The sequence below is a fragment of the Shewanella sp. DW31 genome (assembly GCF_015767295.1).
GTDB classification, from domain to species: Bacteria; Pseudomonadota; Gammaproteobacteria; order Enterobacterales; family Shewanellaceae; genus Shewanella; species Shewanella oncorhynchi.
This window is the reverse complement of the sequence record NZ_JADWMP020000007.1, coordinates 161,461-188,309: the sequence shown is the minus strand read 5'-3', so window position 1 is coordinate 188,309 and position 26,849 is coordinate 161,461. Positions and strand designations below refer to the sequence as shown.

The 26,849-nt window shown below is 43.1% G+C and carries 32 protein-coding genes; 12 read left to right on the top strand and 20 right to left on the bottom strand.

Annotated features, from left to right (window positions below):
* Positions 1–55: 55 nt before the first annotated feature.
* The 7 genes from hemW to GWI56_RS08535 all read right to left on the bottom strand — a co-directional run bounded on the left by hemW (position 56) and on the right by GWI56_RS08535 (position 5,165).
* Positions 56–1,222 (bottom strand): radical SAM family heme chaperone HemW, encoded by a 1,167-nt coding sequence (gene hemW / locus GWI56_RS08565; RefSeq protein WP_198572668.1) that lies wholly within the window; start codon positions 1,220–1,222, stop codon positions 56–58.
* The gene (gene rdgB, locus GWI56_RS08560) at positions 1,222–1,839 is read right to left on the bottom strand and encodes an RdgB/HAM1 family non-canonical purine NTP pyrophosphatase (RefSeq protein ID WP_198572667.1); all 618 of its coding nucleotides are present in this window, start codon (positions 1,837–1,839) and stop codon (positions 1,222–1,224) included. Before rdgB ends, hemW begins: the two co-directional genes overlap by 1 nt.
* A 122-nt stretch (positions 1,840–1,961) precedes the next feature.
* Positions 1,962–2,396, bottom strand: coding sequence for a DUF4426 domain-containing protein (locus GWI56_RS08555; RefSeq protein WP_105251872.1), 435 nt, complete (start codon positions 2,394–2,396; stop codon positions 1,962–1,964).
* A 135-nt stretch (positions 2,397–2,531) separates the two neighbouring features.
* The gene (gene yggU, locus GWI56_RS08550; protein WP_198572666.1) at positions 2,532–2,837 is read right to left on the bottom strand and encodes a DUF167 family protein YggU; all 306 of its coding nucleotides are present in this window, start codon (positions 2,835–2,837) and stop codon (positions 2,532–2,534) included.
* Complete coding sequence (locus tag GWI56_RS08545) at positions 2,837–3,385, bottom strand: YggT family protein (protein WP_105251874.1); 549 nt, start codon at positions 3,383–3,385, stop codon at positions 2,837–2,839. Before GWI56_RS08545 ends, yggU begins: the two co-directional genes overlap by 1 nt.
* A gap of 46 nt (positions 3,386–3,431) precedes the next feature.
* The gene (gene proC / locus GWI56_RS08540) at positions 3,432–4,250 is read right to left on the bottom strand and encodes a pyrroline-5-carboxylate reductase (RefSeq protein ID WP_173497619.1); all 819 of its coding nucleotides are present in this window, start codon (positions 4,248–4,250) and stop codon (positions 3,432–3,434) included.
* A 216-nt stretch (positions 4,251–4,466) separates the two neighbouring features.
* Complete coding sequence (locus GWI56_RS08535) at positions 4,467–5,165, bottom strand: YggS family pyridoxal phosphate-dependent enzyme (protein WP_198572665.1); 699 nt, start codon at positions 5,163–5,165, stop codon at positions 4,467–4,469.
* Positions 5,166–5,200: 35 nt separating this feature from the next.
* Between GWI56_RS08535 and GWI56_RS08530 the strand changes: the two genes are divergently transcribed.
* From GWI56_RS08530 to hemH, 4 genes are all read left to right on the top strand, one after another.
* The gene (locus GWI56_RS08530; RefSeq protein WP_006082517.1) at positions 5,201–6,238 is read left to right on the top strand and encodes a type IV pilus twitching motility protein PilT; all 1,038 of its coding nucleotides are present in this window, start codon (positions 5,201–5,203) and stop codon (positions 6,236–6,238) included.
* A 9-nt stretch (positions 6,239–6,247) separates the two neighbouring features.
* Positions 6,248–7,360, top strand: a complete 1,113-nt coding sequence (locus GWI56_RS08525; RefSeq protein ID WP_028761282.1) for a PilT/PilU family type 4a pilus ATPase — start codon at positions 6,248–6,250, stop codon at positions 7,358–7,360.
* A 186-nt stretch (positions 7,361–7,546) separates the two neighbouring features.
* Positions 7,547–8,086 carry a glutathione peroxidase gene (locus GWI56_RS08520; protein WP_173243652.1) on the top strand — a complete coding sequence of 180 codons (540 nt, stop codon included), beginning with the start codon at positions 7,547–7,549 and terminating at the stop codon, positions 8,084–8,086.
* A 32-nt stretch (positions 8,087–8,118) separates the two neighbouring features.
* Positions 8,119–9,132 (top strand): ferrochelatase, encoded by a 1,014-nt coding sequence (gene hemH, locus GWI56_RS08515; RefSeq protein WP_198572664.1) that lies wholly within the window; start codon positions 8,119–8,121, stop codon positions 9,130–9,132.
* 87 nt (positions 9,133–9,219) lie between these two features.
* On the opposite strand, the gene ruvX is transcribed toward hemH, so the two are convergent.
* The 4 genes from ruvX to GWI56_RS08495 form a co-directional block, all read right to left on the bottom strand.
* Entirely contained in the window at positions 9,220–9,645 is a 426-nt protein-coding gene (ruvX, locus tag GWI56_RS08510; protein ID WP_028761279.1) for a Holliday junction resolvase RuvX, read from the bottom strand.
* 29 nt (positions 9,646–9,674) lie between these two features.
* Positions 9,675–10,238: a YqgE/AlgH family protein gene (locus GWI56_RS08505; RefSeq protein ID WP_173243658.1), complete on the bottom strand. Its 564-nt coding sequence runs from the start codon at positions 10,236–10,238 to the stop codon at positions 9,675–9,677.
* Positions 10,239–10,304: 66 nt separating this feature from the next.
* Positions 10,305–10,634 (bottom strand): stress response translation initiation inhibitor YciH, encoded by a 330-nt coding sequence (yciH, locus tag GWI56_RS08500; RefSeq protein WP_037392612.1) that lies wholly within the window; start codon positions 10,632–10,634, stop codon positions 10,305–10,307.
* 178 nt (positions 10,635–10,812) lie between these two features.
* The gene (locus tag GWI56_RS08495) at positions 10,813–11,130 is read right to left on the bottom strand and encodes a hypothetical protein (RefSeq protein WP_198572663.1); all 318 of its coding nucleotides are present in this window, start codon (positions 11,128–11,130) and stop codon (positions 10,813–10,815) included.
* Between the two features lie 180 nt (positions 11,131–11,310).
* Here GWI56_RS08495 and GWI56_RS08490 point away from each other — a divergent pair, with 180 nt between their 5' ends.
* Both GWI56_RS08490 and GWI56_RS08485 read left to right on the top strand, forming a co-directional pair.
* Positions 11,311–11,871 carry a DUF4136 domain-containing protein gene (locus tag GWI56_RS08490; RefSeq protein ID WP_028761276.1) on the top strand — a complete coding sequence of 187 codons (561 nt, stop codon included), beginning with the start codon at positions 11,311–11,313 and terminating at the stop codon, positions 11,869–11,871.
* A 360-nt stretch (positions 11,872–12,231) separates the two neighbouring features.
* Positions 12,232–12,873 (top strand): trimeric intracellular cation channel family protein, encoded by a 642-nt coding sequence (locus GWI56_RS08485; RefSeq protein WP_028761275.1) that lies wholly within the window; start codon positions 12,232–12,234, stop codon positions 12,871–12,873.
* Positions 12,874–12,948: 75 nt separating this feature from the next.
* Here GWI56_RS08485 and tpx read toward each other — a convergent pair whose 3' ends face one another.
* From tpx to GWI56_RS08470, 3 genes are all read right to left on the bottom strand, one after another.
* Complete coding sequence (gene tpx, locus GWI56_RS08480; protein WP_105251878.1) at positions 12,949–13,542, bottom strand: thiol peroxidase; 594 nt, start codon at positions 13,540–13,542, stop codon at positions 12,949–12,951.
* Between the two features lie 123 nt (positions 13,543–13,665).
* On the bottom strand, positions 13,666–14,493 hold the full coding sequence (locus GWI56_RS08475; protein WP_198572662.1) for a mechanosensitive ion channel domain-containing protein: 828 nt from the start codon (positions 14,491–14,493) through the stop codon (positions 13,666–13,668).
* Between the two features lie 32 nt (positions 14,494–14,525).
* Positions 14,526–15,116, bottom strand: coding sequence for an OmpA family protein (locus tag GWI56_RS08470; RefSeq protein WP_198572661.1), 591 nt, complete (start codon positions 15,114–15,116; stop codon positions 14,526–14,528).
* Between the two features lie 343 nt (positions 15,117–15,459).
* Here GWI56_RS08470 and ltaE point away from each other — a divergent pair, with 343 nt between their 5' ends.
* Positions 15,460–16,473 carry a low-specificity L-threonine aldolase gene (gene ltaE, locus GWI56_RS08465; RefSeq protein ID WP_113939426.1) on the top strand — a complete coding sequence of 338 codons (1,014 nt, stop codon included), beginning with the start codon at positions 15,460–15,462 and terminating at the stop codon, positions 16,471–16,473.
* Positions 16,474–16,667: 194 nt separating this feature from the next.
* Complete coding sequence (locus tag GWI56_RS08460; protein WP_113939427.1) at positions 16,668–18,143, top strand: HDOD domain-containing protein; 1,476 nt, start codon at positions 16,668–16,670, stop codon at positions 18,141–18,143.
* Positions 18,144–18,238: 95 nt separating this feature from the next.
* Here GWI56_RS08460 and GWI56_RS08455 read toward each other — a convergent pair whose 3' ends face one another.
* The 6 genes from GWI56_RS08455 to GWI56_RS08430 all read right to left on the bottom strand — a co-directional run bounded on the left by GWI56_RS08455 (position 18,239) and on the right by GWI56_RS08430 (position 24,338).
* Positions 18,239–18,787 carry a nuclear transport factor 2 family protein gene (locus GWI56_RS08455; RefSeq protein ID WP_198572660.1) on the bottom strand — a complete coding sequence of 183 codons (549 nt, stop codon included), beginning with the start codon at positions 18,785–18,787 and terminating at the stop codon, positions 18,239–18,241.
* Positions 18,788–18,811: 24 nt separating this feature from the next.
* Entirely contained in the window at positions 18,812–19,636 is an 825-nt protein-coding gene (locus tag GWI56_RS08450; protein ID WP_198572659.1) for a M90 family metallopeptidase, read from the bottom strand.
* A 109-nt stretch (positions 19,637–19,745) separates the two neighbouring features.
* Entirely contained in the window at positions 19,746–21,485 is a 1,740-nt protein-coding gene (locus GWI56_RS08445; protein ID WP_198572681.1) for a GGDEF domain-containing protein, read from the bottom strand.
* A complete protein-coding gene (locus GWI56_RS08440; protein WP_198572680.1) occupies positions 21,472–22,875 on the bottom strand; it encodes an extracellular solute-binding protein in 1,404 nt (467 codons plus the stop codon). Before GWI56_RS08440 ends, GWI56_RS08445 begins: the two co-directional genes overlap by 14 nt.
* Before the next feature lie 250 nt (positions 22,876–23,125).
* Positions 23,126–23,572, bottom strand: coding sequence for a CopG family transcriptional regulator (locus GWI56_RS08435; protein ID WP_198572658.1), 447 nt, complete (start codon positions 23,570–23,572; stop codon positions 23,126–23,128).
* Positions 23,532–24,338 (bottom strand): AAA family ATPase, encoded by an 807-nt coding sequence (locus GWI56_RS08430; RefSeq protein WP_198572657.1) that lies wholly within the window; start codon positions 24,336–24,338, stop codon positions 23,532–23,534. The genes GWI56_RS08435 and GWI56_RS08430 overlap by 41 nt, the downstream gene beginning before the upstream one ends.
* Positions 24,339–24,865: 527 nt before the next feature.
* Between GWI56_RS08430 and GWI56_RS08425 the strand changes: the two genes are divergently transcribed.
* From GWI56_RS08425 to GWI56_RS08410, 4 genes are all read left to right on the top strand, one after another.
* Complete coding sequence (locus GWI56_RS08425; RefSeq protein ID WP_105251887.1) at positions 24,866–25,336, top strand: GNAT family N-acetyltransferase; 471 nt, start codon at positions 24,866–24,868, stop codon at positions 25,334–25,336.
* Positions 25,337–25,487: 151 nt separating this feature from the next.
* The gene (locus tag GWI56_RS08420; protein ID WP_006082494.1) at positions 25,488–25,697 is read left to right on the top strand and encodes a DUF3820 family protein; all 210 of its coding nucleotides are present in this window, start codon (positions 25,488–25,490) and stop codon (positions 25,695–25,697) included.
* 125 nt (positions 25,698–25,822) lie between these two features.
* A complete protein-coding gene (locus GWI56_RS08415; RefSeq protein WP_006082493.1) occupies positions 25,823–26,125 on the top strand; it encodes a hypothetical protein in 303 nt (100 codons plus the stop codon).
* Between the two features lie 186 nt (positions 26,126–26,311).
* Complete coding sequence (locus GWI56_RS08410) at positions 26,312–26,833, top strand: GNAT family N-acetyltransferase (RefSeq protein WP_198572656.1); 522 nt, start codon at positions 26,312–26,314, stop codon at positions 26,831–26,833.
* Positions 26,834–26,849 lie beyond the last annotated feature (16 nt).

Here is a 26,849-nt window from a genome sequence, read left to right as displayed (position 1 = left end):
AAACTGCACTATTGAAAGCTAACACATTATTTATAGAGCTATTTTAACGGCAGGCTTAGCAGAATTGTGTCAGTAAATCATTAACAAACATATGACCTTTACTGGTTAATTGCCAATGTTCAGCGGATTCTGTGAGTAAACCGCGTTGTTTGGCTTTTTCCATTCCTTCGGTCAATGTGTCTCTGTGTTGTCCGGTGCGCAGTTCAAATTCTTGCTTAGGAATAGGTGTCATCAGACGCAGGCGATTCATTAAATATTCGAGCGCGCGGTCTTCCTCTGCAACTTCAATCGATTCGAAGGTGTAGTTGTGGGCACTCAGATATCCCTTGGGATGTTTAATTTTTACCGTGCGTATGATGCGGTTTTCTTCTGGCAGCGTCACTTTGCCGTGGGCGCCACAGCCTATACCTAGATAATCACCAAACTGCCAGTAGTTGAGATTGTGCCTACATTGGTAACCAGGTTTTGCGTAGGCAGATATTTCGTATTGCTCATACCCTAATGCGGCCAGCTTTTGTTGACCTTGCTCATAGATATGCCAGAGCGCTTCGTCATCGGGCAGCTGCGGCGGTTTTGAGTGGAATAGGGTGTTGGGCTCAATTGTTAACTGATACCAAGATAGGTGTGGCGGGTTAAGCGCCGCTGCCGTGTCGATATCAGCCATAGCTTCAGCAAAACTTTGGTTGGGTAATCCATGCATTAAATCGAGGTTGAAACTTAAGTATCCCGCTTGACTGGCTTTTTGGGCGGCGACTTGTGCTTCGTTTTGATCGTGAATACGTCCGAGTAAGTTGAGTTTATCCTTAGAAAAGCTCTGCACACCAATAGATAAACGAGTGACGCCCGCTGCACGATAAGCACTAAAGTCATCGTGTTCTAAAGTGCCAGGATTGGCTTCCATAGTGATTTCGATATTGTCACTAAAGGGAATTAGCGCATTGGCACCATCGAGGATGCGTTTGATTTGTTTAGCATCGAATAATGATGGCGTGCCGCCACCGATAAAGATGGTATGGATCTGCCGCCCTTGGACGAGATGTAAATCTTGGCGTAAGTCTTCCAATAGCGCAGCAACATAAGCTTCCTGTGGCAGCTCACCATTTTGGCCATGGGAATTAAAGTCACAATAGGGACACTTTTGTACGCACCAGGGAATATGGATATACAGACTGAGTGGTGGCAGTTCGAGCTTCATCGTAGTAGTCACGGCAGTTGACGACATTATTGTGCATTCCCGCTTGTTAATACGCCTTGGGCTTGCATGGCAGCGATGAGTTGCACTAGAGCTTTACCACGATGACTTAAGGCATTTTTCTCGTTGCTGCTCAGCTCTGCCGCGCTACATTGATAATTTTCAGGGATAAAAATCGGATCGTAACCATGGCCATTAGCGCCGCGTTGGCTAAAGTCGATTTGGCCTTCCCATGAGGCTTGGCAAATAATCGGGGTAGGGTCTTTCGCATGGCGCATATATACCAGTATGCATTGGAATCTTGCCCCGCGAGGTGCTGGCTGGTCTTTTAACGTCTCAAGTAGTTTCAAGACGTTGTCTTGATCTTTGGCATTTTCGCCTGCGTAACGTGCTGAATAAATGCCTGGAGCGCCTTGGAGTAAATCCACTTCTAAACCCGAATCATCGGCAATGGCCGCAAGTCCGGTGATTTCGGCGGCATGCCTTGCTTTGATAATGGCATTCTCTACAAAAGTGGTACCCGTTTCTGCTACTTCGCTGACATTAAACTGGCTCTGCGGCAGTACAGTGACACCGTAGCTTGCGAGCATTTGATCGAATTCAGCGAGTTTGCCTTTATTACCGCTGGCGAGGACGATTTGTTGCATGGAATACCTATCATAAATGGGGCGACGTGCGTTGGCACTATGATACCCAAGCTCAATAGTAAAGGACAGGGAAAGGGGTTGGCGCTACAGGAAAGCAACGCCAACAAAGTTATAAAATAGGTTTATTCAACGTAGAATTTTTGCTTGAACTGTAAGTTCGTGTTCAGTTGATTGCCATATTTAATTGCGATATTGAAGTTGATTTCCTGATCATCGCGGTAGGGCACTTCGGCAATATAATAAATCGCATCACCTTCGCGGATCTCTTTAAACGTTAGATTGATTCGCGCATCTAACAAATTATTAGCAACTCCAGTAATTTCAACGGGTACTGCGGGCTTATTCGCTTCGCTAATATCTAATACGGCAATATTGATAATGCCAGTGTAGTTACTGCGCTTAATGCCATAGGATTTGGCTATGCTAGGCGTTAAAAATGTACTGCCAAGTGCCATGTAATGAATATCAAAATTGCCGACAGTTTCTTTTTGCTCGGCATTTGCAACACCGCAAAGGCTGGCCGTGAGGGCTAATACAGCGAGAAGATTACGGAACATGATGGGATACCTCATATTAGGGAATGTTGGATTATAGGGCCGCTGTGACTATTTTTTTCAATAAATTAATAGCATTCAAAGGATTAATTCGTTTTCAGTTGTACGATTCTTTAACTTATTGATCTTTCAACTAAATTACTTTTCACTATCTTGCCCCATCAGTTCAGTAATGACACTTGGGATGATCTTAGGGTCAATAATGCGGATTTGTTTATGTCGGCCAAGTTCACCTTTTATTATGTGAATGTCGCTCTTTGGCACTTTAAAAGCTTTTGCTAAGTACTTGCTTAAATGGGCATTCGCTTTGCCATCAATAGGCGGCGCAGTGATGGCTACTTTTAGCTCATCACCGTGCAATCCTACAATTTGATCTCGGCTAGCCTTAGGCTGAATGTAGAGATTAAGCAGCAAGTCACATTGCTGCAAAGTCACTGCACTCATTAGATCACAGCCCAATAAGGGATATATTGAGCAAGTAACATATTGAGGAAATTCATACCAATAATGACCAGCATTACGGATAAATCTAAACCACCAATTGGCGGTATGATACGACGTATTGGTGCTAATACGGGTTCAGTTAACTGACCCATGATCATTACAATTGGATTATAGCCTTGGTTAAACCAGCTTAAGATTGCGCGTATTAATAGCATCCAAAATAGCAGTACCCCTGCTTTTTTGACCACAGATACAACGGCAAACAGCAAAAATAACAGTATGTCTATGCCACCGCCCGCAATGAGACTAATTAGTAGCAGCTTGGCTATCACAACCAATAATGCGAGGACGAAAGATGCGGTATCAAATCGCCCTAAGGAAGGCAAGATACGGCGCATTGGTGCGATGAGCGGGTGAGTTGCTTTAACAATAAATTGGCTAAAAGGATTGTAAAAATCAGCCCTTGCCAGTTGTAACCAAATCCGCAAAATCACCACCATCAAATAGAGATCGAATAGAGTGGTGATTAAAAAGGTAAATGCATTCATCGAGATTTCTACCTATTAAAGTTCGATATAAAAACGTGTTAGTGGATCAAAATGTTTTAGCCATTTCTTCTGCACGATTAATACAGTTTTCCATGGCTTTTTTTACTAAGCCGCGCATATCCGCAGCTTCAAATGTCGCCAGCGCTTGTGCGGTGGTGCCGCCCTTTGAAGTAACATTCTCCCTTAAATTACCTAAGGTCAGTTGTGGGTTTTGCTTTGCCATCATAGCAGCGCCAAGCGCAGCTTGCTGCACTAAACTTCTGGCTTTTGTTTCATCCATTCCCATTTCTTTGCCTGCATCTATCATAGACTCCATTAGCAAAAAGAAATAAGCCGGTGAACTGCCCGATAATGCAATCACTTGATCTAAATCTGACTCTTCATTTACCCACACTATTTCGCCGCCGCTTGACATCAAACGATCGCAAATGGCTTTCTGCTCGGTAGTAATGCTTTGAGGCGCATAGAGGCCAGTCATACCAACACTAATTTGCATCGGCGTATTTGGCATGGCGCGGATAAGCTTGATGTCTTGTGCCAGATAGTCGGTATATCGCTTTGCCTTAATGCCCGCAGCGATAGTGATGACTAACTTATTCGACAGCTCGACTGTCTGTAATGCTTCACAAACTTGTTGCATCAATTGTGGTTTTACTGAAAGTACTATGACATCGGCAGCTTGCGCTGCGGCCAAATTATCCTGAGAAACCAAAATCCCAAAATCGTCTTTTAGTGCATCGAGTTTACCTTGGCTGGGATTAGTCGCTTGGATGAGTTGAGCTGGATAGCCGCTATTGATTAAGCCACTGATGATGCTGCGCGTCATATTGCCGGCACCGATAAAGCAGATTTTCTGTTGATCCATTTGATTCTCTTCAGTGTGTTAACCGTTAACTTGTAACATCTTCACCTTAAATTAAGATGATAAAACGGTTAGTCATTTGAATGACTGAGCCTGATTATCGACTCTCGCTAATTGCTCTTAAATCGTTAATGTTCGGTGTTCTTAAATACAGTATTTGGGCATAAAGTGCTAAAAACAAGGTTAAACTGACCTCTAACTAAATGCCGAACGTGGATTTTACGCAGCGTAATTGCGCTCACCAAAAATGGCACTGCCAATACGCACCATAGTTGAACCGCAGCTAATCGCTGTATCTAGGTCATTACTCATCCCCATTGAAAGCGTATCTACAGCGGGATAATGCGTTTTAAGTTCTTGAAATAGATTGTTTAACATGGAAAACTCTTTAAGCTGTAACTCTGTATCTGCGGTAGCCGTTGGAATTGCCATTAGGCCCCTCAGTGCTAAGTTAGGTAGCTGAGCTATCAGTTCGGCCAGTGGCAGCATTTGAGCCGCATCTATGCCAGATTTTGTGTCTTCAGCACTGATATTAATTTGAATACAGACGTTTAATGGCGCCAATTCGGCCGGACGTTGCTCATTGAGACGTAGGGCAATTTTGTCGCGTGAGAGGGTATGCATCCAATCGAAATGCTGGGCGACTATGCTGGTTTTATTGGATTGGAGTGGGCCGATAAAATGCCATTCTATGTCCGGGAAATCCCCCTTGAGCGCAGTAATTTTTTCAGCGCCTTCTTGGACATAGTTTTCGCCAAAGCAACGCTGACCCGCTTGGTAGGCTGCTATAATGTCTTCAATAGGTTTAGTCTTGCTGACGGCAAGTAAGCGAATACTGCTGGGGTGGCGGGCACATTTTTGCGCTGCTTGTGTGATCCTGCGCTGGGCGATTGCGAGTCTGTCTGCTATTGTTGTCATGATGTAATTATCTAGTTGCAAGGATATCCCAAACGATGGAAATCACTGAGTTATTGGCATTTAGTGTAAAACACAAAGCCTCGGATCTACACCTTTCTGCAGGGATATCTCCCATGATCCGTGTTGACGGTGAAGTGAGAAAAATTAACCTGCCCGCGCTCGATCATCAAGGTGTACACAGTTTAGTGTACGACATAATGAATGATAAGCAGCGCAAGGACTACGAAGAACATTTAGAAATCGATTTCTCGTTCGAAGTCCCTAATCTTGCACGCTTTCGTGTTAACGCATTCAATCAATCCCGTGGTGCAGCGGCTGTGTTTCGTACCATTCCAAGTGACATTTTGTCACTTGAGCAATTAGGTGCGCCGGAAATTTTTAAAAAAATTGCCAGTTTCCCTCGCGGATTGGTGCTAGTGACTGGACCTACTGGGTCGGGTAAGAGTACCACACTTGCCGCCATGGTGGATTACGTGAATGAAAATCGACATGATCATATCTTAACCATTGAAGATCCTATCGAATTCGTTCACCAAAATAAGCAATGTTTGATTAACCAACGTGAAGTTCACCGCCATACCCACAGCTTTAATGCGGCGCTTAGAAGCGCACTGCGTGAAGACCCAGACGTGATTTTAGTCGGTGAGATGCGTGACCTTGAGACCATCCGTTTGGCGATGACCGCCGCTGAAACAGGCCACTTAGTGTTTGGTACCTTGCATACTACTTCTGCCGCGAAAACGATTGACCGTGTGGTCGACGTATTCCCCGCCGGTGAAAAAGACATGGTGCGCACTATGTTGTCTGAATCGCTGCAAGCGGTTATTTCGCAAACCCTGATTAAAAAGGTGGGAGGAGGCCGTGTCGCCGCCCATGAAATCATGATGGGCACGCCCGCTATCCGCAACTTAATTCGTGAAGACAAAGTGGCGCAGATGTATTCGGCAATTCAAACAGGTATGGCCCATGGAATGCAGACCTTAGAGCAATGTTTACAGAACTTAGTCAATCGCGGTCTTATCACTCGTGAAGATGCAATGGCGAAAAGTTCGAATAAACAAGCGACATTTTAAGGATTTATGATGGATGTTCGTCCGTTTTTAAAAGTGATAGTGGAACGCAAAGCCTCCGACTTGTTCATCACAGCGGGTTTTCCGCCGAGTGCCAAGATTGACGGTGAATTGCGTCCCTTGGCAGAAAGTGCGTTTACACCAGCACAATCCCTGGATTTTGTTGAGTCGTTAATGACTGAGGCTCAGAAGCAAGAGTTTCATTCCACTCGTGAGTGTAACTTCGCTTTTGCGGCAAAGGATTTAGGTCGTTTTCGGGTGAGCGCTTTTTGGCAGCGTGAATCGCCTGGCTGCGTGATGCGCCGTATTGAGACTAAAATCCCTGATGTCGATGATTTAAAATTGCCGCCTATTCTAAAAGATCTGGTGATGAGTAAACGTGGCCTCATCATTATGGTAGGCGGAACGGGAACGGGTAAGTCAACGTCCTTGGCGGCCTTGGTGGGTTATCGCAATGGTCATGCTCGTGGGCATATTTTGACTATTGAAGATCCGGTTGAATTCGTTCATGACCACAGAAAAAGCATAATCACTCAGCGTGAAGTGGGTATAGATACTGAGTCTTTTGATGCGGCGCTAAAAAGCTCCCTTCGCCAAGCTCCCGATGTGATCTTGATTGGTGAAATTCGTACCCAAGAGACGATGGAGTTTGCGCTGTCATTTGCTGAAACGGGTCACCTTTGTATGGCAACCTTGCATGCCAACAACGCCAACCAAGCGTTAGACCGGATTATGCATCTCGTGCCTGAGAGTAAACACCAACAGTTATTGTTCGATTTATCATTAAATTTGCGCGGTATTGTGGCGCAGCAATTGATCCCTAAAGTTGATGGCACAGGGCGTCGCGCCGCGATTGAAGTATTGATTAATACCCCAAGGGTGGCGAGTTTAATTGCGAAGAACGAGCTGCATTTACTCAAAGAAACCATGGCAAAATCCAACGAGCAGGGCATGCAGACGTTCGATCAGGCCTTGCTGAAACTTTATGTCGATGGCGAGATTAGTTACGCCGATGCGCTGCACCATGCTGATTCACCAAACGATTTACGTTTGATGATTAAATTGCAGAATAAAGAATCCACGGGCTCAGGTTTTATGGAAGGTGTCACCTTAGACATGGACTAACGCGATAGTCAGGTTCTGGGTTAGGCAGCTCTTTATGGGCTGCTTTTTGTTTGTGTATCAGATTTTCGTTCAGCTCAATCGGTTCTACTTCATCGCTATGTTGCCATTATCCATAGCTTTTATTTTTTAATTCAATATGATCTTTACCTAGTGCGTTTGCGTAATGTACTGGTAAAGGAGAAAGCAATGAAAAAATTACCCATGATATTCGCTATGACAGCGAGCTTGATGAGTGTTGGCGCTATGGCAGCTACTTGTCCCGAGTATCTGAACCTTGAAGTACGAAAATTACATTCTGAAGAGACAGTTAATCTGTGTGAATTGACTCAGGGAAAACCAGTGTTGATTGTTAACACGGCCAGTAACTGTGGTTACACCCCGCAGTTTAAAGCGCTCGAAAAATTGCATGAAAACTACAAAGATAAAGGCTTAGTGGTCATTGGTTTCCCATCGGATGATTTTTTCCAAGAAGAAAATGATGAGAAAGATACGGCTAAGGTGTGTTACATCAATTACGGTGTCACCTTTACTATGCTGTCGACATCGCCAGTACGTGGTAGTGACGCTAATAGTGTCTTCAAATACTTAGCCGAAAAAACCGGTGCGCCTAAGTGGAATTTTTATAAGTATGTCGTCAGCGGTGATGGTGCGGTTGTGCAACAGTTCAATTCTAAAGTGAAGCCAGATAGTGAAGAGCTTAAGCAAGCGATAGAATCTGTACTTTAATCTTACGAATATTTATTAATTAAGAGGCTGTTTTGGCTAAATTTTCAGGCTTATCCAAAGAAGTTGGACACGGGCAGCGCGGCAAAGTAGGCGTGTTGTTGTTGAATTTAGGTACTCCAGATGAACCCACAGCATCTGCTGTTAGACGTTATCTTGCAGAGTTTTTAGCGGATCCCCGAGTCGTCGAAATTCCTAAATTAGTGTGGATGATTATTTTACACGGGATTATTTTGCGGGTACGTCCAGCAAAATCGGCGGCGTTATACCAGAAGGTATGGACTGCAGCCGGCTCACCGTTAATGGACATTAGTTTGCGTCAAACGGCAAAGTTAGCGGATAAGCTTAAAGCCGATAAACATGATGTTTCTGTCCATTTAGCCATGCGTTATGGCAGTCCATCGGTCGCCAGTACATTGCAAACTATGCATCAAAATGGCATTGATAAAATCGTGGTGTTACCTCTGTATCCCCAATATGCGGCGCCAACCACAGGTTCTGCATTTGATGCGATTGCGGCTGAGTTGTCCAAGTGGCGCTATATTCCAGCACTGCATTTTATTAATACTTATCATGACAATGCTGACTTTATTAACGCGTTAGCTAATTCGATCACGGCTGATTTTGAAGCCCATGGTAAACCGCAAAAATTGGTGTTGTCTTACCATGGTATGCCTGAGCGTAATTTGCATTTAGGCGATCCGTATTACTGCTTCTGCATGAAAACGACTCGACTGGTTACCGAAAAGCTTGGGTTAGGTAAAGATGAGTTTGTCATGACTTTTCAATCGCGTTTCGGTAAAGCCAAATGGCTACAACCTTATACCGATGCGACTTTGAAAGCGTTGCCGCAACAAGGCGTGCGTGATATTGCTATCGTCTGCCCCGCTTTTAGCGCCGATTGTTTAGAAACGCTGGAAGAAATTGTTGGTGAGAATGGTCATCTCTTTGCCGAGGCGGGTGGTGAGAAGTTCCGCTACATTGCTGCACTAAACGATGATGATGCACACATTACTATGATGGCAAACTTAGTGAAGCCACATTTTTGATCTGGTAATTTATCGGGTTAAACATCAAACTAAAAGGATAAGGCAACTTATCCTTTTCTTTTTATTGTAGTTTTATTTATTGTGGCATTACTTGCTGAAGTTATTTTCGAAGTAGCTTTCGATGATAAGGACGGCAGACACAGCATCGACTTGACCTTTGGTCAGTGCCTTAAACCCGCCCAATTCGAATAATCTGGCCTTAGCATCAGTGGTAGTTAATCGCTCATCTTGAGTGGCTATTTTGACTTTGAACTTAGCATTGATGCGATTAGCAAATTTACGCGCCCTGTGGGTCATATCTTGCTCTGTACCATCCATGTTTAAGGGCAGACCAACGACGACTAAGTCGGGTTGCCACTCTTTGATTAAATCGCCTATCTGATCCCAATTTGGGATACCATCGACGGCTTTGAGTGACAATAATGGTGTGGCGCTGGCGGTGATTTCTTGGCCTATAGCTACACCAATGCTTTTAGTGCCAAAATCAAAGCCTAATACGGTTTTCGAATTCATAGTGTGCGGACTTATATTAATAAATAGGCTTAAGCGTGACCCGCTTGAGCTGAAACTTGCCAAGCATCAAATCCGAGAGCACGGCTGGCCTGTGGCCAACGGTCTTCGTGTTTAATGTCAAACAAGAGCGCATTCGTTGCTGGAATTGTGAGCCAAGAATTATCGGCAAGCTCTTGTTCGAGCTGATCTTTACTCCACCCTGCATAACCTAATGCGACGAGGAACTTCTCGGGCGATCTGTTGCTTCCAATCGCGGTTAACACATCACGTGAAGTGGTTAGCATTAAACCACAACCCAGATCTGTGCTATTGGCCCAATAGGGCTGAGAGGTATGCAGCACAAAGCCACGATCTTGGGAAACGGGGCCGCCCATCATGACATTGGCATTGAGCACTAAATCCGCGGAGACTTGCTCTGCCGGCAAATCCATTTGTTCTAATAGCGAATTAACTTCGATACCGAGCGGTTTATTGATCACCAGTCCCATGGCGCCTTTGGCATCATGTTCACAGATATAAATGACTGAGCGTTCAAAAAACGTACCGTGTAGTGAGGGCATCGCAATTAAGAAATGGTTCTGCAAACTCTCCATTAAACTACTCCGTTTGATGTGGCTAAGTTGATCTAGCTTGCTGCTATATTGCTAAGTCGGGCGAGATTAACCGCCAGCTAATTTAACTTTGTAGTTCTGCTTCTCAAGCAATAGCTTTAATTGCTCGCGGTTATCGGTTTGGACCTCAATAGTGAAATCTTTAACCGTGCCACCACAACCACATTGTTTTTTAAGGGTTTGAGCCATTGCTTTTAACGCGGTTTCATCGAGACCTAGGCCTGAGATAATCGAAACGCCTTTGCCTTTGCGGCCCTTACTGTCTCTATGGATCCTGACTATACCGTCGGATTCAGGAATCGCTTTAGTGACGGGCTCTGCATTAATACGGCCTTTGTCGGTGCTGTACACTAAGGATACATTAGGATCTGCTTTCATAGATTTCATTCATTGGTGTTAAAAGATGACTTATACCCGTTGAGTTTATCAAATTTGCAGGGGTTCTGGGAGGTAAAAAAAGACCACTTGAGGATTATCCTTAAGTGGTCTGAACAAAATGCTAACTCTTTGCAGGGAAGTAAGCATATTTTTGAAAAAGGGAGCGTTTTCAGCCGTTTTAATTCATGCGCATAAAGACCATGACGATCAGCGCCACTGCGGTCAGTAAGGCGCTGGGCATAATAAATTTATGCAGCTTAGGTAACGCAATTAAGCAGGCGGTAGTCACAAAGCCGAATGCGGCGACTGTGGCATAATTAGTGCCATTCGCGACGGTATCAATGACCAACCAGCCAAGGACTAGGAGGGGTAATATCAGTAAACTGGTAGGCAAGTGACGTTTTATTTTGGCGTTATTGGCCTCGAGAGAAATTTTTTCTGGTGCAAGGAAAAAAATGGCAGATGCAACCATAAACGCGCTAATAAACCAGTACATTTCAACACCTCCCTCAAATCTTAATTGATAATCATTATCATCTTTGGTTTTGCTGAAGTCAAGCTGAATGAGATGCCGCTTTTTAATCAATTGAGTTGTAGATTAGGCTATTGCTCTGTAAGCTAAATTCATATCTCTGATACTTGTCTTTGTTCGGGTCGAACATCTGAGGAAATTAAGATGAAAAATATTTTTGTAGCATTAGCTGTGTTGGCACTCAGTGCCTGTAGTTCGATGAAGTCAGGTTGGGATTTTGATCCTAGCGCCAATTTTACCCAATATAAAACCTATGCTTGGGTTGCTCAGAAAACGGATTCTGCTGGATATCATTTGGATGGCTTGATGGACCAACGGGTCAGAGAAGCGGTGAATAGCCAGTTAGCGAGTAAGGGGATGACATTAGTTGATGCAAAAGATGCTGATGTACTTGTTAATTATCTGACCAAAGTTGATAAGAAGATTAATGTTGATACCTTCAATAGTAATTTTGGCTACAACCCATACTATGGTCCAGGATGGGGTTGGGGCGGCAATATGCAGACCCAAACCACAGTAAGAGAATATGAAGTCGGCACCCTGATTATTGATTTGGTTGATAATAAAACCACTAAACTGATCTGGCGTGGTTCTGTTGCCGATACCATTCGCGACAAAAATACCCCAGAAGAAAGAGTACAGATCATCAATCAAGCAGTGGGCAGTGTAATGGCAAATTATCCACCTAAGCCTGACACTAAGTAGTTCTGATTCAGTTTGAATGAACATTAAGCGGCCTAAGGGCCGCTTTTTTGTGGTTGATTTTTATGCTTTTTGTCCACGGTATTAGATGATCTGCAGTTATTTATCATCTGATTGGATTTACGTTATTAATACTTATCAAAAATTCTATTTTCATAGATGACAATGTGAAGGTAACATTTTTATAACTAGCTATTTTGTATAATATTTATCCTATAACTTAATAAGGTTGTAGGAATCTGCATCAGATTATTAATAAGATAATGAATTAATTTTTCTAATGATGAATTCAAAATAAAATCATTATAGAACTGAGAGGTTATCAGGCAGAATCAATTCTTTGAGTTGTTGGTAGTAGCAAAGATGCATGAGACGCAGATTATTGGATTACTTTGGCTGATTGGGATTATTGCCGAGGCGATGACGGGCGCTCTGGCGGCTGGCCGCAAGCAGATGGATTTGTTTGGTGTGGTGATCATTGGCTGCGCAACGGCAATTGGTGGCGGTACACTAAGGGATATGATGCTCGGAAATTACCCCTTAATTTGGGTTGAGCATGTGCATTACCTTATTGCGATTGCATTCGCTTCTTTGCTCACTGTCGCTATCGCCCCTGTGATGCGTTATCTGTCTAAGTTATTTTTGGCTATTGATGCCTTAGGCTTAGCCGTATTCTCCATCGTGGGCGCACAAAAGACGTTAATGCTGGGATTTAGCCCAACAATTGCCGTAGTCATGGGATTGGTCACTGGTGTCTTTGGTGGCGTTATCCGCGATATTCTGTGTAACCAAGTGCCTTTGATTTTTAAGAAAGAACTCTATGCGGTGATTTCACTACTGACGGCAGGCTTGTATATCGTCTTAAAAGCCTATCAGCTAACGGAATGGATTAATCTGGTTATTTGTCTAAGCGTTGGTTTTAGCTTACGGATGTTGGCGCTGCGATATCATTGGTCTATGCCAACCTTTGACTACCAATCCAGTGGCGATCAGCATACACATTAAATCGTAAAACCAAATCGTAGAAATAGAACCGTTAAACAAAAGGGCAGCTAAGGCTGCCCTGTTTTTAACTGTGAATTACTGCTGGGCTTGCAGGGTTTTCAAGGCTTCAAGCGCGGCATCATAGTTAGGATGCTCTGTGATGTTTGGCACTAACTCTTGGTATTGGAGCTTACCTTCTGCATCTATGATGAAAATGGCTCTAGCCAGCAAGCCGTAATCTTGAATTAACAAACCATACTTTTCACCAAAATCACGCCACACGCTATCTGATAGCACTTTGATTTTATCTACGTTTTCCACTTTACAGAAACGCTTTTGTGCGAAGGGTAAATCGGTACTGATCGTTAGCATGATGACGTCATCGGAAAAATGGCCAACTTCGCTGTTGAAGCGCTTCGTCTGCAGTGCGCAAACACCTGTATCTAGGCTTGGCACGGCACTTATCAGTACAGTTTTACCCTTAAAATCACTTAGCATCACTGGCGTGAAATGCTCATCAACGACTTTAAACCCTGGCGCCATTTGCGACAATTTTGGTCTTTTCCCTTCTAAGGTGACTGTTTTTTCACCCATTAAAACCTGTGTTTTCTCACTGGCGAGTGTATTGGGACTCATCAGAACTAGGCTATAAATACAGCTTGCGGCTAAAAATGAAACATATTTTTGCATTGGATTTCCTCACACATGAATATCTGTGCCTTCGCTAATATCTGTCCATTAAGGTACGCTAAAATGATGCGTAGAACCATAAAAAAAGGCCGGTAATTACCGACCTTTTTTATCCACTAATTGTTATTTGCTTAGCGGTAATTCTTTGACATGGATATCCATTTGTGGGAATGGAATACCTATATCTGCAGCGTCTAATGCATTTTTTATTTGCTCAAGCAGTTGGAAACGTGCAGTCCAATAATCAGATGTTTTTACCCAAGGACGAACCACGAAATTGATTGAAGAGCTAGCCAATTCAGAAAGTCCAACTGTATATGCTGGATCTTTTAACACATACTGGTTGTTATTTAAAATATCGGTCAATACTTTTTTAGTGAGTGCGATATCGGCGGAATAAGATACGCCGATCACTAAATCGATACGACGACTATCCATTGCTGAGTAGTTAGTGATAGTGCCATTCATGATAGATGAGTTTGGCGCTACGATAACTTTATTATCAGGAGTGCGAAGCTTGGTTGAGAATATGGTTATTTCATCAACAGTGCCTGCGATACCTGCAGCTTCAATATAGTCACCTACGCGGCAAGGGCGGAATAACACCATTAATACACCCGATGCAAAATTAGACAGAGAACCTTGTAGCGCTAAGCCTATTGCTAAACCTGCAGCACCGATAACGGCTACCAGTGATGCGGTTTGTACACCAATTTGGCCTAACGTGGCAATAACCGCGAAAACAAATACCACTGCCCAAGCGAGATTTGCGACAAATGAAACGACTGTCGGATCAACTTTACGGCTGTTAAGTAATTTACGAACAAGCTTCTGTGCTACGCCCGCAAAGTATTTACCAACAAAGAAGATGATAATGGCGAATAATGTTTTTAAGCCATAAGTCACAATCAGATCTGGTGCTTGCTTTAATAAACCTTCGAGGTTTTCCATTGAATAACTCCCTAAATATACGCTAACAAAAACTATTTATTATTGACGATAAATTCTACTCGTCGATTTAAACTGCGCCCTTCGCTAGAACGGTTGTCCGCTACAGGTTCAGATATACCTTTACCTATTACGGTAAAGCGATTTGGATTAAAGCCATAATCTTCAACCAAAATACGTTTTACATTTTGAGCCCGTTGAAGTGATAGTTGATAATTAAACTCTGGTGTACCAACGATATCTGTGTGGCCTACTAAGGTTAATTCAGCATCATTTGTTTCTAAGAATGCTTTTACTAAGGCTAAAGTTTTCCATTGAGAAAAGTCAACCTCGGCAATGGCAAATTCAAAATACACCATAGCTGCAGAAATATTATGACAATCTGTGTTTAACTCAGCATTTGAATGACTCATATCGCAAACTGGTGATGCAGTCATTTCCACAGCGGCTTCTTCCACACAGCCATTAGCCATAACAGGTGTATTTGGCTCTGTGTCAGGACAGGCATCTTTGATGTCAGGCACGCCATCTCGGTCAGTGTCAGACCAAGCAAATACCTGTGATGTTAGGCTTAAACTTAATAGCAAAAGCGCTAGCTGAATCCATCGAGATTGGGAGTTTTTCACTACAAATCACCTATTGAACGATAAGTATTAGTCAAAATTACTAAAGCGATCGCATTGTTGTAGCATGACCATCTTAGTGTGGCATTCTAACGAGTAAGACTCTTTTCGCCAAGCTAAACGCGTACAAACGTCCATACATCGACAGATAGATATCGGCAAGATCTTGAGTATATTTATGTTTTTATTAGTAGATGTCAGTATGTCGATACTTGCTTCAAGCATGAGCGAGGTTCTACATCGGTAAATTTGTCGACAAGTATGACGATAAACTATACAAAATAAGCCTTTAGCGCTAGAGTCTTGAGCCCATTATGCGCCAACCAAACTTTAAGTTGAGGACAAGATGATAGATTTACGCAGTGATACTGTTACCCAGCCAACAGCAGCCATGCGGTTAGCCATGTCCAGAGCCGAAGTGGGTGATGATGTTTACGGTGATGACCCTACGGTAAATAGTTTGCAGGATATGGCTGCGGAGATGTTTGGCTTTGAAAGTGCATTATTTACCTGTTCGGGTACTCAAGCAAATTTATTGGCTTTGATGGCCCATTGTGATCGTGGAGATGAGTACCTGTGCGGTCAGCAGGCTCACAATTATAAGTTTGAGGGCGGCGGCGCCGCTGTCCTAGGCAGCATTCAACCTCAACCTTTAATGAATCAATTAGATGGCACTATTGCATTAGCTGACATTGAAGCCGCAATTAAGCCTGATGATATCCATTTTGCTCGTACTCGTTTGCTTAGTTTAGAGAATACGATTGGCGGTAAGGTTCTCCCGCAAAGCTATTTGGCGGACGCGCAGGCATTAGCCTTTAATCGCGGATTAAAAATTCATTTAGACGGTGCGCGAGTTGCCAATGCTGCGGTGGCGCAGAATATCGCGATAAGTGATATCACGGCGCACTTTGATTCAGTGTCGATTTGTTTATCCAAAGGATTATGTGCGCCAGTCGGCTCATTACTCTTAGGTGATGAACGCTTGATTAAGAAAGCCATTCGTTGGCGTAAAATGCTTGGTGGTGGCATGCGTCAAGCTGGGATACTTGCCGCTGCGGGTAAGCTTGCTTTAACTGAGCAAGTACAACGGCTTAGTGAAGATCATGACAATGCGGCGTACTTAGCTCGGCAGTTGGCAGAATTCAGTGAGTTCGACGTCAATTTAGCCGCAGTACAAACTAATATGTTATTTGTTACATTAGCATCCCATATTGATGCGAACTTATTGGCTAAACACTGTCGAGCGGAAGGCATCCTGATAAGCCCAGGGCGTACGCTTCGGCTTGTGACTCATAAAGATGTCAGCCGTCAGGACATAGATAAAGTGTTGCGTGTTGTTAAGCAGTACCTCAAAGCCTAAGTGTGGATTGATTTTCAGTTTTACTGAAATGCCCGAGCTTTGTCTTGGGCATTTTTATCGGCAGATATTGCTTAATGTTGAATTATTAAGCAATTAATGAATGATTTGCTAAAACAAGCTTTAGACAACAGGCGAAATGTTTGCGTTTATCTATACTAAAAACAACAAGATTATATCGCTAAGGTAACTTTAGGTTGAAGCCTAATAACAATACTAATAAAGGGGTCGATTATTGGACAAATCGGATCAGTGAATTGGAAATGCCAGCACTGTGTTCGACTGTTAAATCGCTAGAAAAGCTCGCCAAGGATGACGTTTCCTCTCTCGCATTACTCGGGCGTAGCGTGATGCACGATAACGCCTTAACCTCTCGTATTCTTCGAGTTGCTAATAGCGCTATTTACCATAAAGGTAGTAGCCAAATCTCTACTGTCAGCCGAGCGGCTATAGTGCTTGGTTTCGATGCGGTGCGAAATATCTGTATCACAGCCAAGTTACTCTCAAGCTTGTTAGAGAGTAAAAATTTGGCACCTAACGTATATCAAAGATTAATAAAGTTGATGGCTAAAGCATTTCAAGCCGCCATGATTGCACGGATGATGTTGAGCCATTATGACGAAGAAATGCAGGAGGAAGCTTTTATAGCCTCTTTACTGTATCACATAGGTGAGAGTGCTTTTTGGAGTATTGGTGGTGAATTCACCGAAGAGTTAGATCTAAAACTGCGTGAATGTGCAACGCCAGCAGAGGAACGAAGTATAACCCGCGAAGCCCTCGGCACTTCTTTTTCACTATTAACTCAAAGTATTGCCCGCAATTGGGGATTGGGAGAACTGTTGGTCCATGCAGTTAATAATCCTGAAGACCAAAGACCTGAAATTCGGTCTATTTTTATTGCGGATAAGCTCTGCGATATTTTATCTCAACCTAATCTTGATAAGCAGGAATTAGGGAAACGTATCACGCAAGCGGCGAGTTTTACTGGACTAGAAGAAAATGAGTTTATGGTGCGGATGCAACGCTGCGCGAATGCGACCCATAAGTTAGCTGAAGTATATGGTGCTAAGGTGTTGCTAGACTATCTACCTGATCCCAAGCGTATGGTCACAGTTAAACCTGTTCCACTTCCCATTCCGTTAGATATGCCTGTCTATCAAGTTAACTTGAATATTCAGTTAGCTAAGCTACGAGAATTAACAGGCTTCGCCATTAATAAAGCCGATTTTAACCAAATCATGCAAACGGTTCTCGAAGGTATACTTGAGGGCGTTGGTGTTGACCGGTGCGGCGTGCTGTTATTGTCACCAAGCCGTAAACAACTTCAACCTAGAGTGATATTAGGTCGTGATGCCGATGCCATTAAGCAAGAGTTTATTATCGATTTGAGCGATAGGCGGGGATTATTTTATCAAGCGATGGAGCATAAGTTACCGCTTTGGGTAGATGATCCTAGCTCTAAGAAATGGCAAGAGCAGTGTAAAGAATTACAAGCGCAACATGTGTCACGTCAAGGCTTTTTATTGGCACCATTATTAGTCGATAGTAAAGTGATCGGGTTTTACTACGCGGATAGGGGTCCTTCGGAAAGGGCATTTGAAGACGTGGATTTTCAAAGTTTCATCCACTTCTCTCAATTGGCGAATGTGTGTTTTACTGTGTCCCTGAGATAGTGATATAGCTTAAGCAATTGTTTTTATTAATTTAATTTCAAGCTGTATTCTTTCGAAATTGCACTCTTTCAAACCGTATTTTGGGGAGTGCTGCGCTATTGTTTGTTTGCGGCTTTAATCTCGGCAGTTATTTGCTTGGCTACCTCATTAGGAATGGGAAAGCTTAAATGGTATTGTGCTATTTCCCAGTTGCCATTGGTTTTGATTAAAGTGCCTGTTCCTCGACTGACGCCATAGGCTGGACTATTTAATAACTCGTCAAACAATATGACATTACCGTGTTGGATTAAATGCCGCTCAGTTAAATCATAGCGCCAACCTTTTGTGGGGCGGGAGTAACGTTCAAATTCCGCCATTCCCCAGCGCTCACTCGCATCCGTGCCAATAAAAATGCCGTCTTTTCGGTACAGGGCAAAGTATTTATCCCAATTGGCATCGCTTGAATATTGGTTGAGTAAATCTAATACGTGAGCCGCCGCTTGTTGATCAGGATTCGAAGTCGTTTGAGCGTTTTGTGTTGGCGAGTCCTGTGCCTGTACGCTTACATTAAGGCCGCCAAGCATTAACGCGCTGAGCAGTAACCCCAAGGTAGCGCGATTAATATTGGAACCTTTAGCTGAGAATGCATGAGTGTCTTTGAGCATTTTGCGTGCCTCTACTTTTATGGGTTAATGCCAGTTTATCGGATCGAGTTGATAAAAGCGGCTCAGTTCCCGATACAAGTCTGGGTGTTGTTGGTAAAAATCCTCTGGTTTCTCAAAAAAGACTTCGGTGATGACGGCAAAAAACTCAGCGGGATTAGTCGCTCCATAGTAATTAAATAATGAGTGGGTGCCATAATTTGCACAGTGTTGTAATTGGGCAAATTCCCTACTTAGCACTTCAGACCAAGTGCTGTAGTCGGCAAAATGCTGCAGAATGGGGGCGCCATTGGCTTGGCCATCTTCTTGATCGAGCTGATGGGCAAACTCATGGATTACGACATTATTACCATCATGGGGATCGGCGGCGCCGTCTAAAGTATTTCTCCATGAGAGCACAACTTTACCGTATTCCCATGATTCCCCTGCCAGCACATTGCGTTGTTCCCACACGATACCGCTAGTGTCTTTATGTTGATTATTGACGATAAAGGCATCGGGATAGACCAAAATCTGTTTCAGTTTGGGGTAAAAGTCGGTTTTACGATTGAGTAGCAGTAGACTGGCTTGGGCCGCGATTGTGACTCTTACTTCATCCGTGATCTCAAAATTATCGCAGCCGATAAAGACTTTCTCATCGATGAAAATTTGGATATGCCGTTTGAGTTGCAGTTGTAGATCTGCGGGTAGAGCATGGAAGTAAGGCAGTCTTTTTTTGAGAATGCTGCGCCATTCTTTTGGAAAAGGTTTCATCGTGACTCGTCGACGATGTAAGGTCTTGCGCCAACGACTCGACAGTAGCCAGGTAATTGCGCCAATTCCTAGAATAAGCGTGATAACAATAGCGAGCATACTTCCCTGACTTTATCCTGATTAACTTAGTATTAGCTAATGGGGGTGAAGTCAGCGTAACTCAATCCTCTGGTGAAAAAAGAAACTGAACAGTCGCCGCATTTTATGGTTAGGAATAGCGAACTGGTTGGTTTAGTCGTGTCTCTGTACGATTGCGACCTGTTAGTTTGGCGTGATAGAGAGCCTCATCAGCTTGATTAATTAAGCTATTCGTATCCATAGGTTGTGATCGCTCCCAGCAAGTAATACCAGCGCTGATGGTCAGTATGCCGTCATGGGGGGAGTCTTCATGTGGCATTCTTAAGTTGATGATTTTATTGCGTAATACTTCAGCAAAATGATATGCCTCCTCGAGATTGCTCGATGGCAGTACTATCATGAATTCCTCTCCGCCATAGCGGGCAAGCATGTAAGTGGGTTGTTTCAAGATCGATTTGGTGGCATTAACGATTTTCTTAAGACATTGATCGCCTGCGACATGACCATACCTGTCGTTAAATTGTTTAAAATTATCAATATCAAACAGAATTATACCTAGGGGCATGTTGTGGTCCCTAGCATACTCTAATTCTTTTTGTAGTTGTAAATCTAAATAGCGGCGATTATAGCAGCCAGTTAATCCGTCGGTTTCGGCCATGCCTTTAACCTGAGCTGCGTAGCTTTTTAATGTCTCTAAGGAGCTGACCATTTGCTGGAGCTCTAGGTTATCAGTGACAGGCATTCTGGCGTCGAGTTTTTCATTGGCAATGGCATTCATTGCATCTCGAGTCGCCATGACAGGCTTGATTATTCCCTTAGTGATAAAGTGCCAACTGGTGAGCCAGATGAAGAAGCAATATAAGATGCCACTGCAGAAAATCAATACGATAAATGCGGTGCTATCGTTTTTAAGTTCGCGGCCTGTTTGCTGAATTTCATTTTCAACTTGGTTAACGAGATCCTGCGTATAGGTCGCAACGATTTGTGCGGCATCAGCTTGGTATTCTAAATGCGCATTGGCGATATGAGTGCTTCTAATTGCTTTGCGAGAAAGTTCAAAGAGGTTGTCTTCACCGACCATGGTCTGTTTTATTTGTGATAACAAATTAAAATATAAGTCTTTATCGCCACCGATACTATCAAGCATAGCCTCCATGCTTAACAGCAGCCGCATAGCATCTCTTTGGGTTTGGTTTAGTTCAACCAGATTGTCGATGATATTCACTTGAGTTAACTGGGTAAATAAGTGTTCTCCTAGATGACTAAATAAAGATAGCTTATAATTGGTATTGATATTTAAAGCAATCTGGTCAACGTTTTTCAGCTTAAGCTGACGTTCAGAGTCCGTATTGATACGCTGAAATTGGGTTTGCATTTCATCGCTAAATCCCGACGCCATTGACGTTAAGTTGGCTTGAATATTGGCTGCCTGTGAATTGGCTTGTAAGGCAGTATCGGTTAACGTGTTGAGTAATGGCAGTTGTTGTAAGTAATACAGTTGAGTATCTAAGGCGTAATTTAATTCTTGCTTATTGACAGTAGAAGTTTCTATTGAGGCCAGTAGTCGTGAGTCATTGATGAGTAATTCCCATTGTGTGGAAAGTTCGCCTAACAGGCTAGTTCTTTGTTTTTCATCATAATAATTATTCAAGCGTGCAGTAATGATTTGTAGTTTTTCACTGTTTTTTGCCAGTTGCAGCGCAGTGGTGACTTTTACCACATCTACCCCGACTAAGTGTTCAATTTCTGATTTGAGTTGCTGTGACAGTAATATGGCGACAACACCATTTAATAGCGCCATGCCCACTATGATATAGAAGGCTGAGGTTATTTTTTGTTTCAAACTTTTCAGTGGTTTAGTGCTTGGCATTATTTTCTTTGTCAATAGCAGGTACCTCTCCATAGGTATTTTGGAGGTGTTTTATCTCTGCACTTAATTTAATGAAAATATCTTCACTGTTAGCGGGTCTGCGGCTTGCGCTAAAACAGGCGTGGCTGAGTTCAGGGTAAATTTGTCCCATGGCAGTACTGGTGAAATGCCCAAAGGATAAGACCTTAGTAGACCAAAACATATTGGCTATGTGGCTTGCCTCAAATGCGCCTGCTATGCCTCTTAAAGATTCATCTTTAAATTCTGGGGCTGTTACTACATCCATACGACAGGGATTCCCCCCCCCCATAGCATAGGCATGTTGTGCCTCATAGGTGCCCATATATTTGAGCAGCCAATAGGCAGCTTGAGGGTTTTTGCTGTCGTAGCTAACGGCAAAGGCATAAGCGCCATTGTAGGAATAACCGCCAGGCACTTGGCTTACGGCTAGACGCGCGCCGAGAATGTTCTGTTCAACTTTAAAGGATTTATACCACAGATTATTGTAGGCAAAAGGCCACATTGCCGCTTGACCTGTCGCAATAGCATTAGCTGCTTCATTGAAAGCAAACTGCTCGTTAGCGGGAACGGCATAGGGCATTAATTCGCGATATTGCTTGGCCGCTTCAATGGCTTCATGGTTGATGGTAGGCACTTCAAAATGGGAGATCTGTTTCTGGCTGTTATAGACGGGCTGCATCCAAGTGCCCCCTAAGCTCCAAATCATGCTAGAGAATTCATCGTTAATATGGGGCTTATCACCCGACATTAGCGCTAGACCGTAAAAGTCATGAGTCAGTATTTTATCCGCCAATATAGTGCCTGCTTTACGAGTGAAGAACTGAGCTTGATCTCGTAACTCTGTTAAGGTTTTTGCTGGTGCGAGTGGATAGCCAAACTGACGCAGAAACTGAGCTTTTTCAGTTTTATTATCAAAGAGATCTGCTCGATAATGATTTCCCATAACATAATTGTTATAGGGAATAGCATGGATTTCACCTTGATAGGACAAGATGTTAAGTAGCGATGGGTAATAGGGTTCTAGGTATTTCTCCATGGCCTTTTCGCCATCGGGATCGTACAGTTTAGCGAGTTCAATTAAGGGCACTGTATAACCATTGGCAGCCCATTCTTTAGCCCAGCCCGCTTCCATTGTGAGTAAATCGTATTTGCCTGAACCTTGAAGTAAATTCTGGGTCTGTAAGTTAAACATATCCTCTAATTCAGTACTGACCACCTGCACTTTTACGCCGGTTTTAGCGGTGAATTTAGGTAACATTTCTTGGGTTAAATAGTCGGTCCAAAATCCTTTTTCAGCGACCAAAGTGATGGGGGTTTTGTTTGTTAGCGGCGGGATTTGTGCCAATGAAAATTCTGCGTAACAAGGCATTATTATCGCTGCGGTTAAACAAAGAAAAATAAATTTGATCTGATTTAACAAAAATAACACCTTAATGTTACGTATTGACTCTGAGTTAATATCATTAATTCAGTATTATGTACATTTAAGGATAGGTGGGATCAGAACTTATGCCGCGATTTTATGATGGTTTTTATTGTGTTTTTTTACTTTTTGAGCAAAAAGCCGGTAACTCGATCTTAGCTAAGTTACCGGAAAAGGGTGGGAGTAGTGTGAATCGTTAACGGTTTTGGCGTTGTTGTTCTCGTAATTGCCTCAAAGCAATAGGTAGATCGAAGTGTTGTTCAATCAAGAGTCGGAGCAGCTTTGATTTGGATATACTGCTTTCTTCTGCCAGTGTAGCAAGATGGGTTATAGCCGCTTCACTGAGGGAAAATGTTGCTTTGCGATAGTGTGTTTTAGTTTCTACTTTTGCCGGGAATAATACGTCTATTTCTATGCTTTGTTTGTGCAAGCTCAACACATTGGAATGGCTCCGCGCCATGTCAGTTGTGTCTGTGGTTTTTGTGACAGTTGCATCTGCTTTATGATCTAGATTGCTTTTTATCTTATTCAGACTTTGTCCCATTGCGTACAAGTTTGCCGCTTCAATAAACTCATCTAACGAAAGCGAGTGCTGTAAGCAGCTAGATGACATAGCGTTTTTCTTGAGATCGCTGAGTCCCATTTTGCCCCCTTCGTTGAGTAGTCGTGTGAGTGGATTGAGTTTGATGGGTCAAATGATGATGCATTTGACTCACCCCCTGAGCGTGTATCGCGGGATGTAGGAGATTGGCTAAGCTGGCAGCACAATCGACTTGGAATAGTTCGCAGGCGATAGTGCGAATTTCTTCGGCTGCTTTTCCTGTGGGCTCGATTTCAATTACCGATAATCCTGATTCTTCACTGTCATCATAAACATTGCGGCAATATGTTATCGCGTCAAGGACATGGATATCATAGCTTTTACAGACTTCTTTGGCCTCTAAAATTCGGTTAGCTTGATTGGGGAGACTTGGACATTGGGTGATCACAAAAGAAGCCTGTAACTTGGGATTAATCATCTTACACGTCGCGACGATATCGTCCATGTGACACACGGTTTTTAAATCGCGGCGCTTAGGTCTTAAGGGCATTAAAATGTAAGCGGCGACTGACATGGTTGCTCGTAGCGCTAGGTTATCTTGACCACCGCAGTCGACGAGAACGACATCATAGTGTTGCTCAAGACTGAGTAAGTCATTACGGATCTTACCGTAAAGTTGCACGCAATTGATGCTGGCAAGTTGCGGATTGTTGTTTCTTGCATGGATCCAGTCAGAGGTGGTGCGCTGGGGATCGCAGTCCACCATAATGACTGAGGCGCTACATTCTGTGGTTAGAAATACAGCTATATTTTGGGCCAAGCAACTTTTACCGCTGCCGCCTTTTTCTCCACCGATTAAGACTATCATGACGCATTCCTTAATTCTTTTGATGACCCTTGTGCAGCGAGTTGATGTGTTTGGAGCTATCCGCATTGATGTCCGAAATCGAATGTAAACCTAATGTTAATCTCGGTCAATTGGCTGATTTTTTGACGTTTTTTAATTAAATTGTCGTAGGCGTTTTTTTGTCAGTATTTGGTCATATGCCGTTAATTTGACAAAAAAGATAAGACGAGGAATTTATAAAAATGTTTTTTTATCTTATTGGTTTTACATTGTTTTATCTGTTATCCGTCTGCTAAAAGGTTTGTTTGTGGTGATCGGTAACTGTGCATAGAATTTAGGGTGTAGTTTTTTATTTCTTCCTTGGTACAAATGTTAATTTTATATTTCTAAATGTTATTTAATGATCTGAGTAAATTATCAGCTTCTCAGTCGAAAGTGGTCTTGTTTGGTGAGGCACTTGTCATCAAACTGCCAAATGCTGGCTTTATCATCTCTATAGACTGACGTCTAAATCGCTTGAAATTTCAACCATGGAGAAGGGATGCCAAATGGATATCAAAACTATTATGCCTATTAAGTTTGAACTCGTTGAAACTGCACCGTTATTTCATGAACTACTTAATCTGCGGGCCACAGTTGGCCTCCCTTCTATTGGCGTTGAACTTGCGGATGTACAGGCATTGTTCTGGGTCTCTATTCGATTAAGTGACAAGACTGAATTGGAGCATGCCGGCGCTGGGGCCGCTAAGTCTAATCTATTGGCAACGGCGTGTGTTTATGGCAACAAGCCCGGGCATTTGATGATTGAAGATTTTATTGTCTTACCCGAATACCAATCCTATGGGCTAGCAAAGATAATACTTGAGCGGGTGATGGCCTTTGTTGATGACCATGCGAGTGCGGGAACTTGTGTCAGTATGACCGCCCATGGTGAGCATGAGCGCTTATGTAGTGAATATGGTTTTCAGTATGCTCCCTGCGCTAATTTAGGGCCTAATTTGTTAAAAATTATCGCTTAATATTCATGTGAGAATGCCTTTTAGGTGTTAGCTAGCGCGTATTTTAGCCCTTGGGTATATAGTTACTTTTACGTAGTTAACGGCGACATTCGTTCGCTTATGTTGTAGCATCCGTAGGATTATCGTGACGTTCTGTATGAGATAACAACCTATGGATCAGCAACTCCTTATTGATGCTGTTAATCAAAAAATGCCCTTTGGTAAGTACGCTGGACGTAAGTTGCTCGAACTACCCGAACCTTATTTGGTGTGGTTCCATAAGCAAGGTTTTCCTCAGGGGAAACTTGGTGAGCAATTAGCGCTAATGTACGAAATCAAACTTAATGGCTTAGAAGGCATGCTAAAACCGCTGTTGAAATGAGTTCCCTTCTTTTAAGAAAAATACTGCTTTTGCGATAAGTGTTGTATTTCGTGATAGAGATTAGCGATTTATTGTTTTTAGCATGCTTTAATGCAGCATATTAGCAAAACAAAAGGAACGCAGGCATGATGGCAAAATGGGTAAAATTAGCGGCAGTAGCGACTTTAGCGTTAGGCATGTCAAGTGCCTGGGCTCAGGGTGTCACCCACGAAGGTACTGTTGTTGATACGATGAACGGTGGTGGTTACACCTACGTACAGATTAAAGAAGCTGATACCACTTTTTGGGCCGCGGGTCCTCAAACTGAAGTGAGCAAAGGCGATAAAGTGGCTGTGGTTGAGCAAATGTGGATGAACGAATTCACCAGCAAAACCTTGAACCGCACCTTTGATAAACTGTTATTTGTTGGCCAAATCGATAAGAAATAGTCAGCAGTATCGAGTGCGCTAACCTGAGCGCCTCTGTAATTCAACGGCTTCGATACTTTCGAGGCCGTTTTTGTTTTTAGCGTTCAATGCCGCTAAATCTGAGTTTGTGACTATCTCGATGGGGACAAAGGCGGCAAAATAGCGGCTATTTTTCTAGCCGTTATTACTCAGCAGGGGATCACTCAAGTGATGGCGTTTGAACAGTTCGAGATCCAGCCTTATCAGTCATGTTATGCACGTGAAGTGAGTGAGTTATTTCATCTTTGCGTGCACAGCATTACCCATGTTCGTTATGCGCAGGCGCAGCTTATGGCTTGGTCTGCGGCGCCAAGATCGGCTAAACATTGGGATTTACGGTTAAGCCGCTCGAAGGCGTGGGTGGTTTTAGCCATAGATGAAGCGACTGCTTCTTCAGTTTGTTGCGGTTTTATCAATGTCGAAACCCATTTCCCCCGCCAAGGTTACTTAGATAGCTTATATATACATCCAGATTATCAAGGTCAGGGATTAGGTGAGCGCGCTTATCTTGTTTTAGAAGCTTGGGCTAAGGCACAAGGCTATGTGCGCTTGAGCTTGGACGCATCTTATCTCTCTAAAGGGTTGTTTACTCGGATGGGATTTATTCAAATACAGCGCAGTTATCAGCAAAAACTTGGGCAAGTGATCCCCGGTTTCTATATGGAAAAGAATATAGGAAAGAATATTTAACGCGCGTTTACTATGG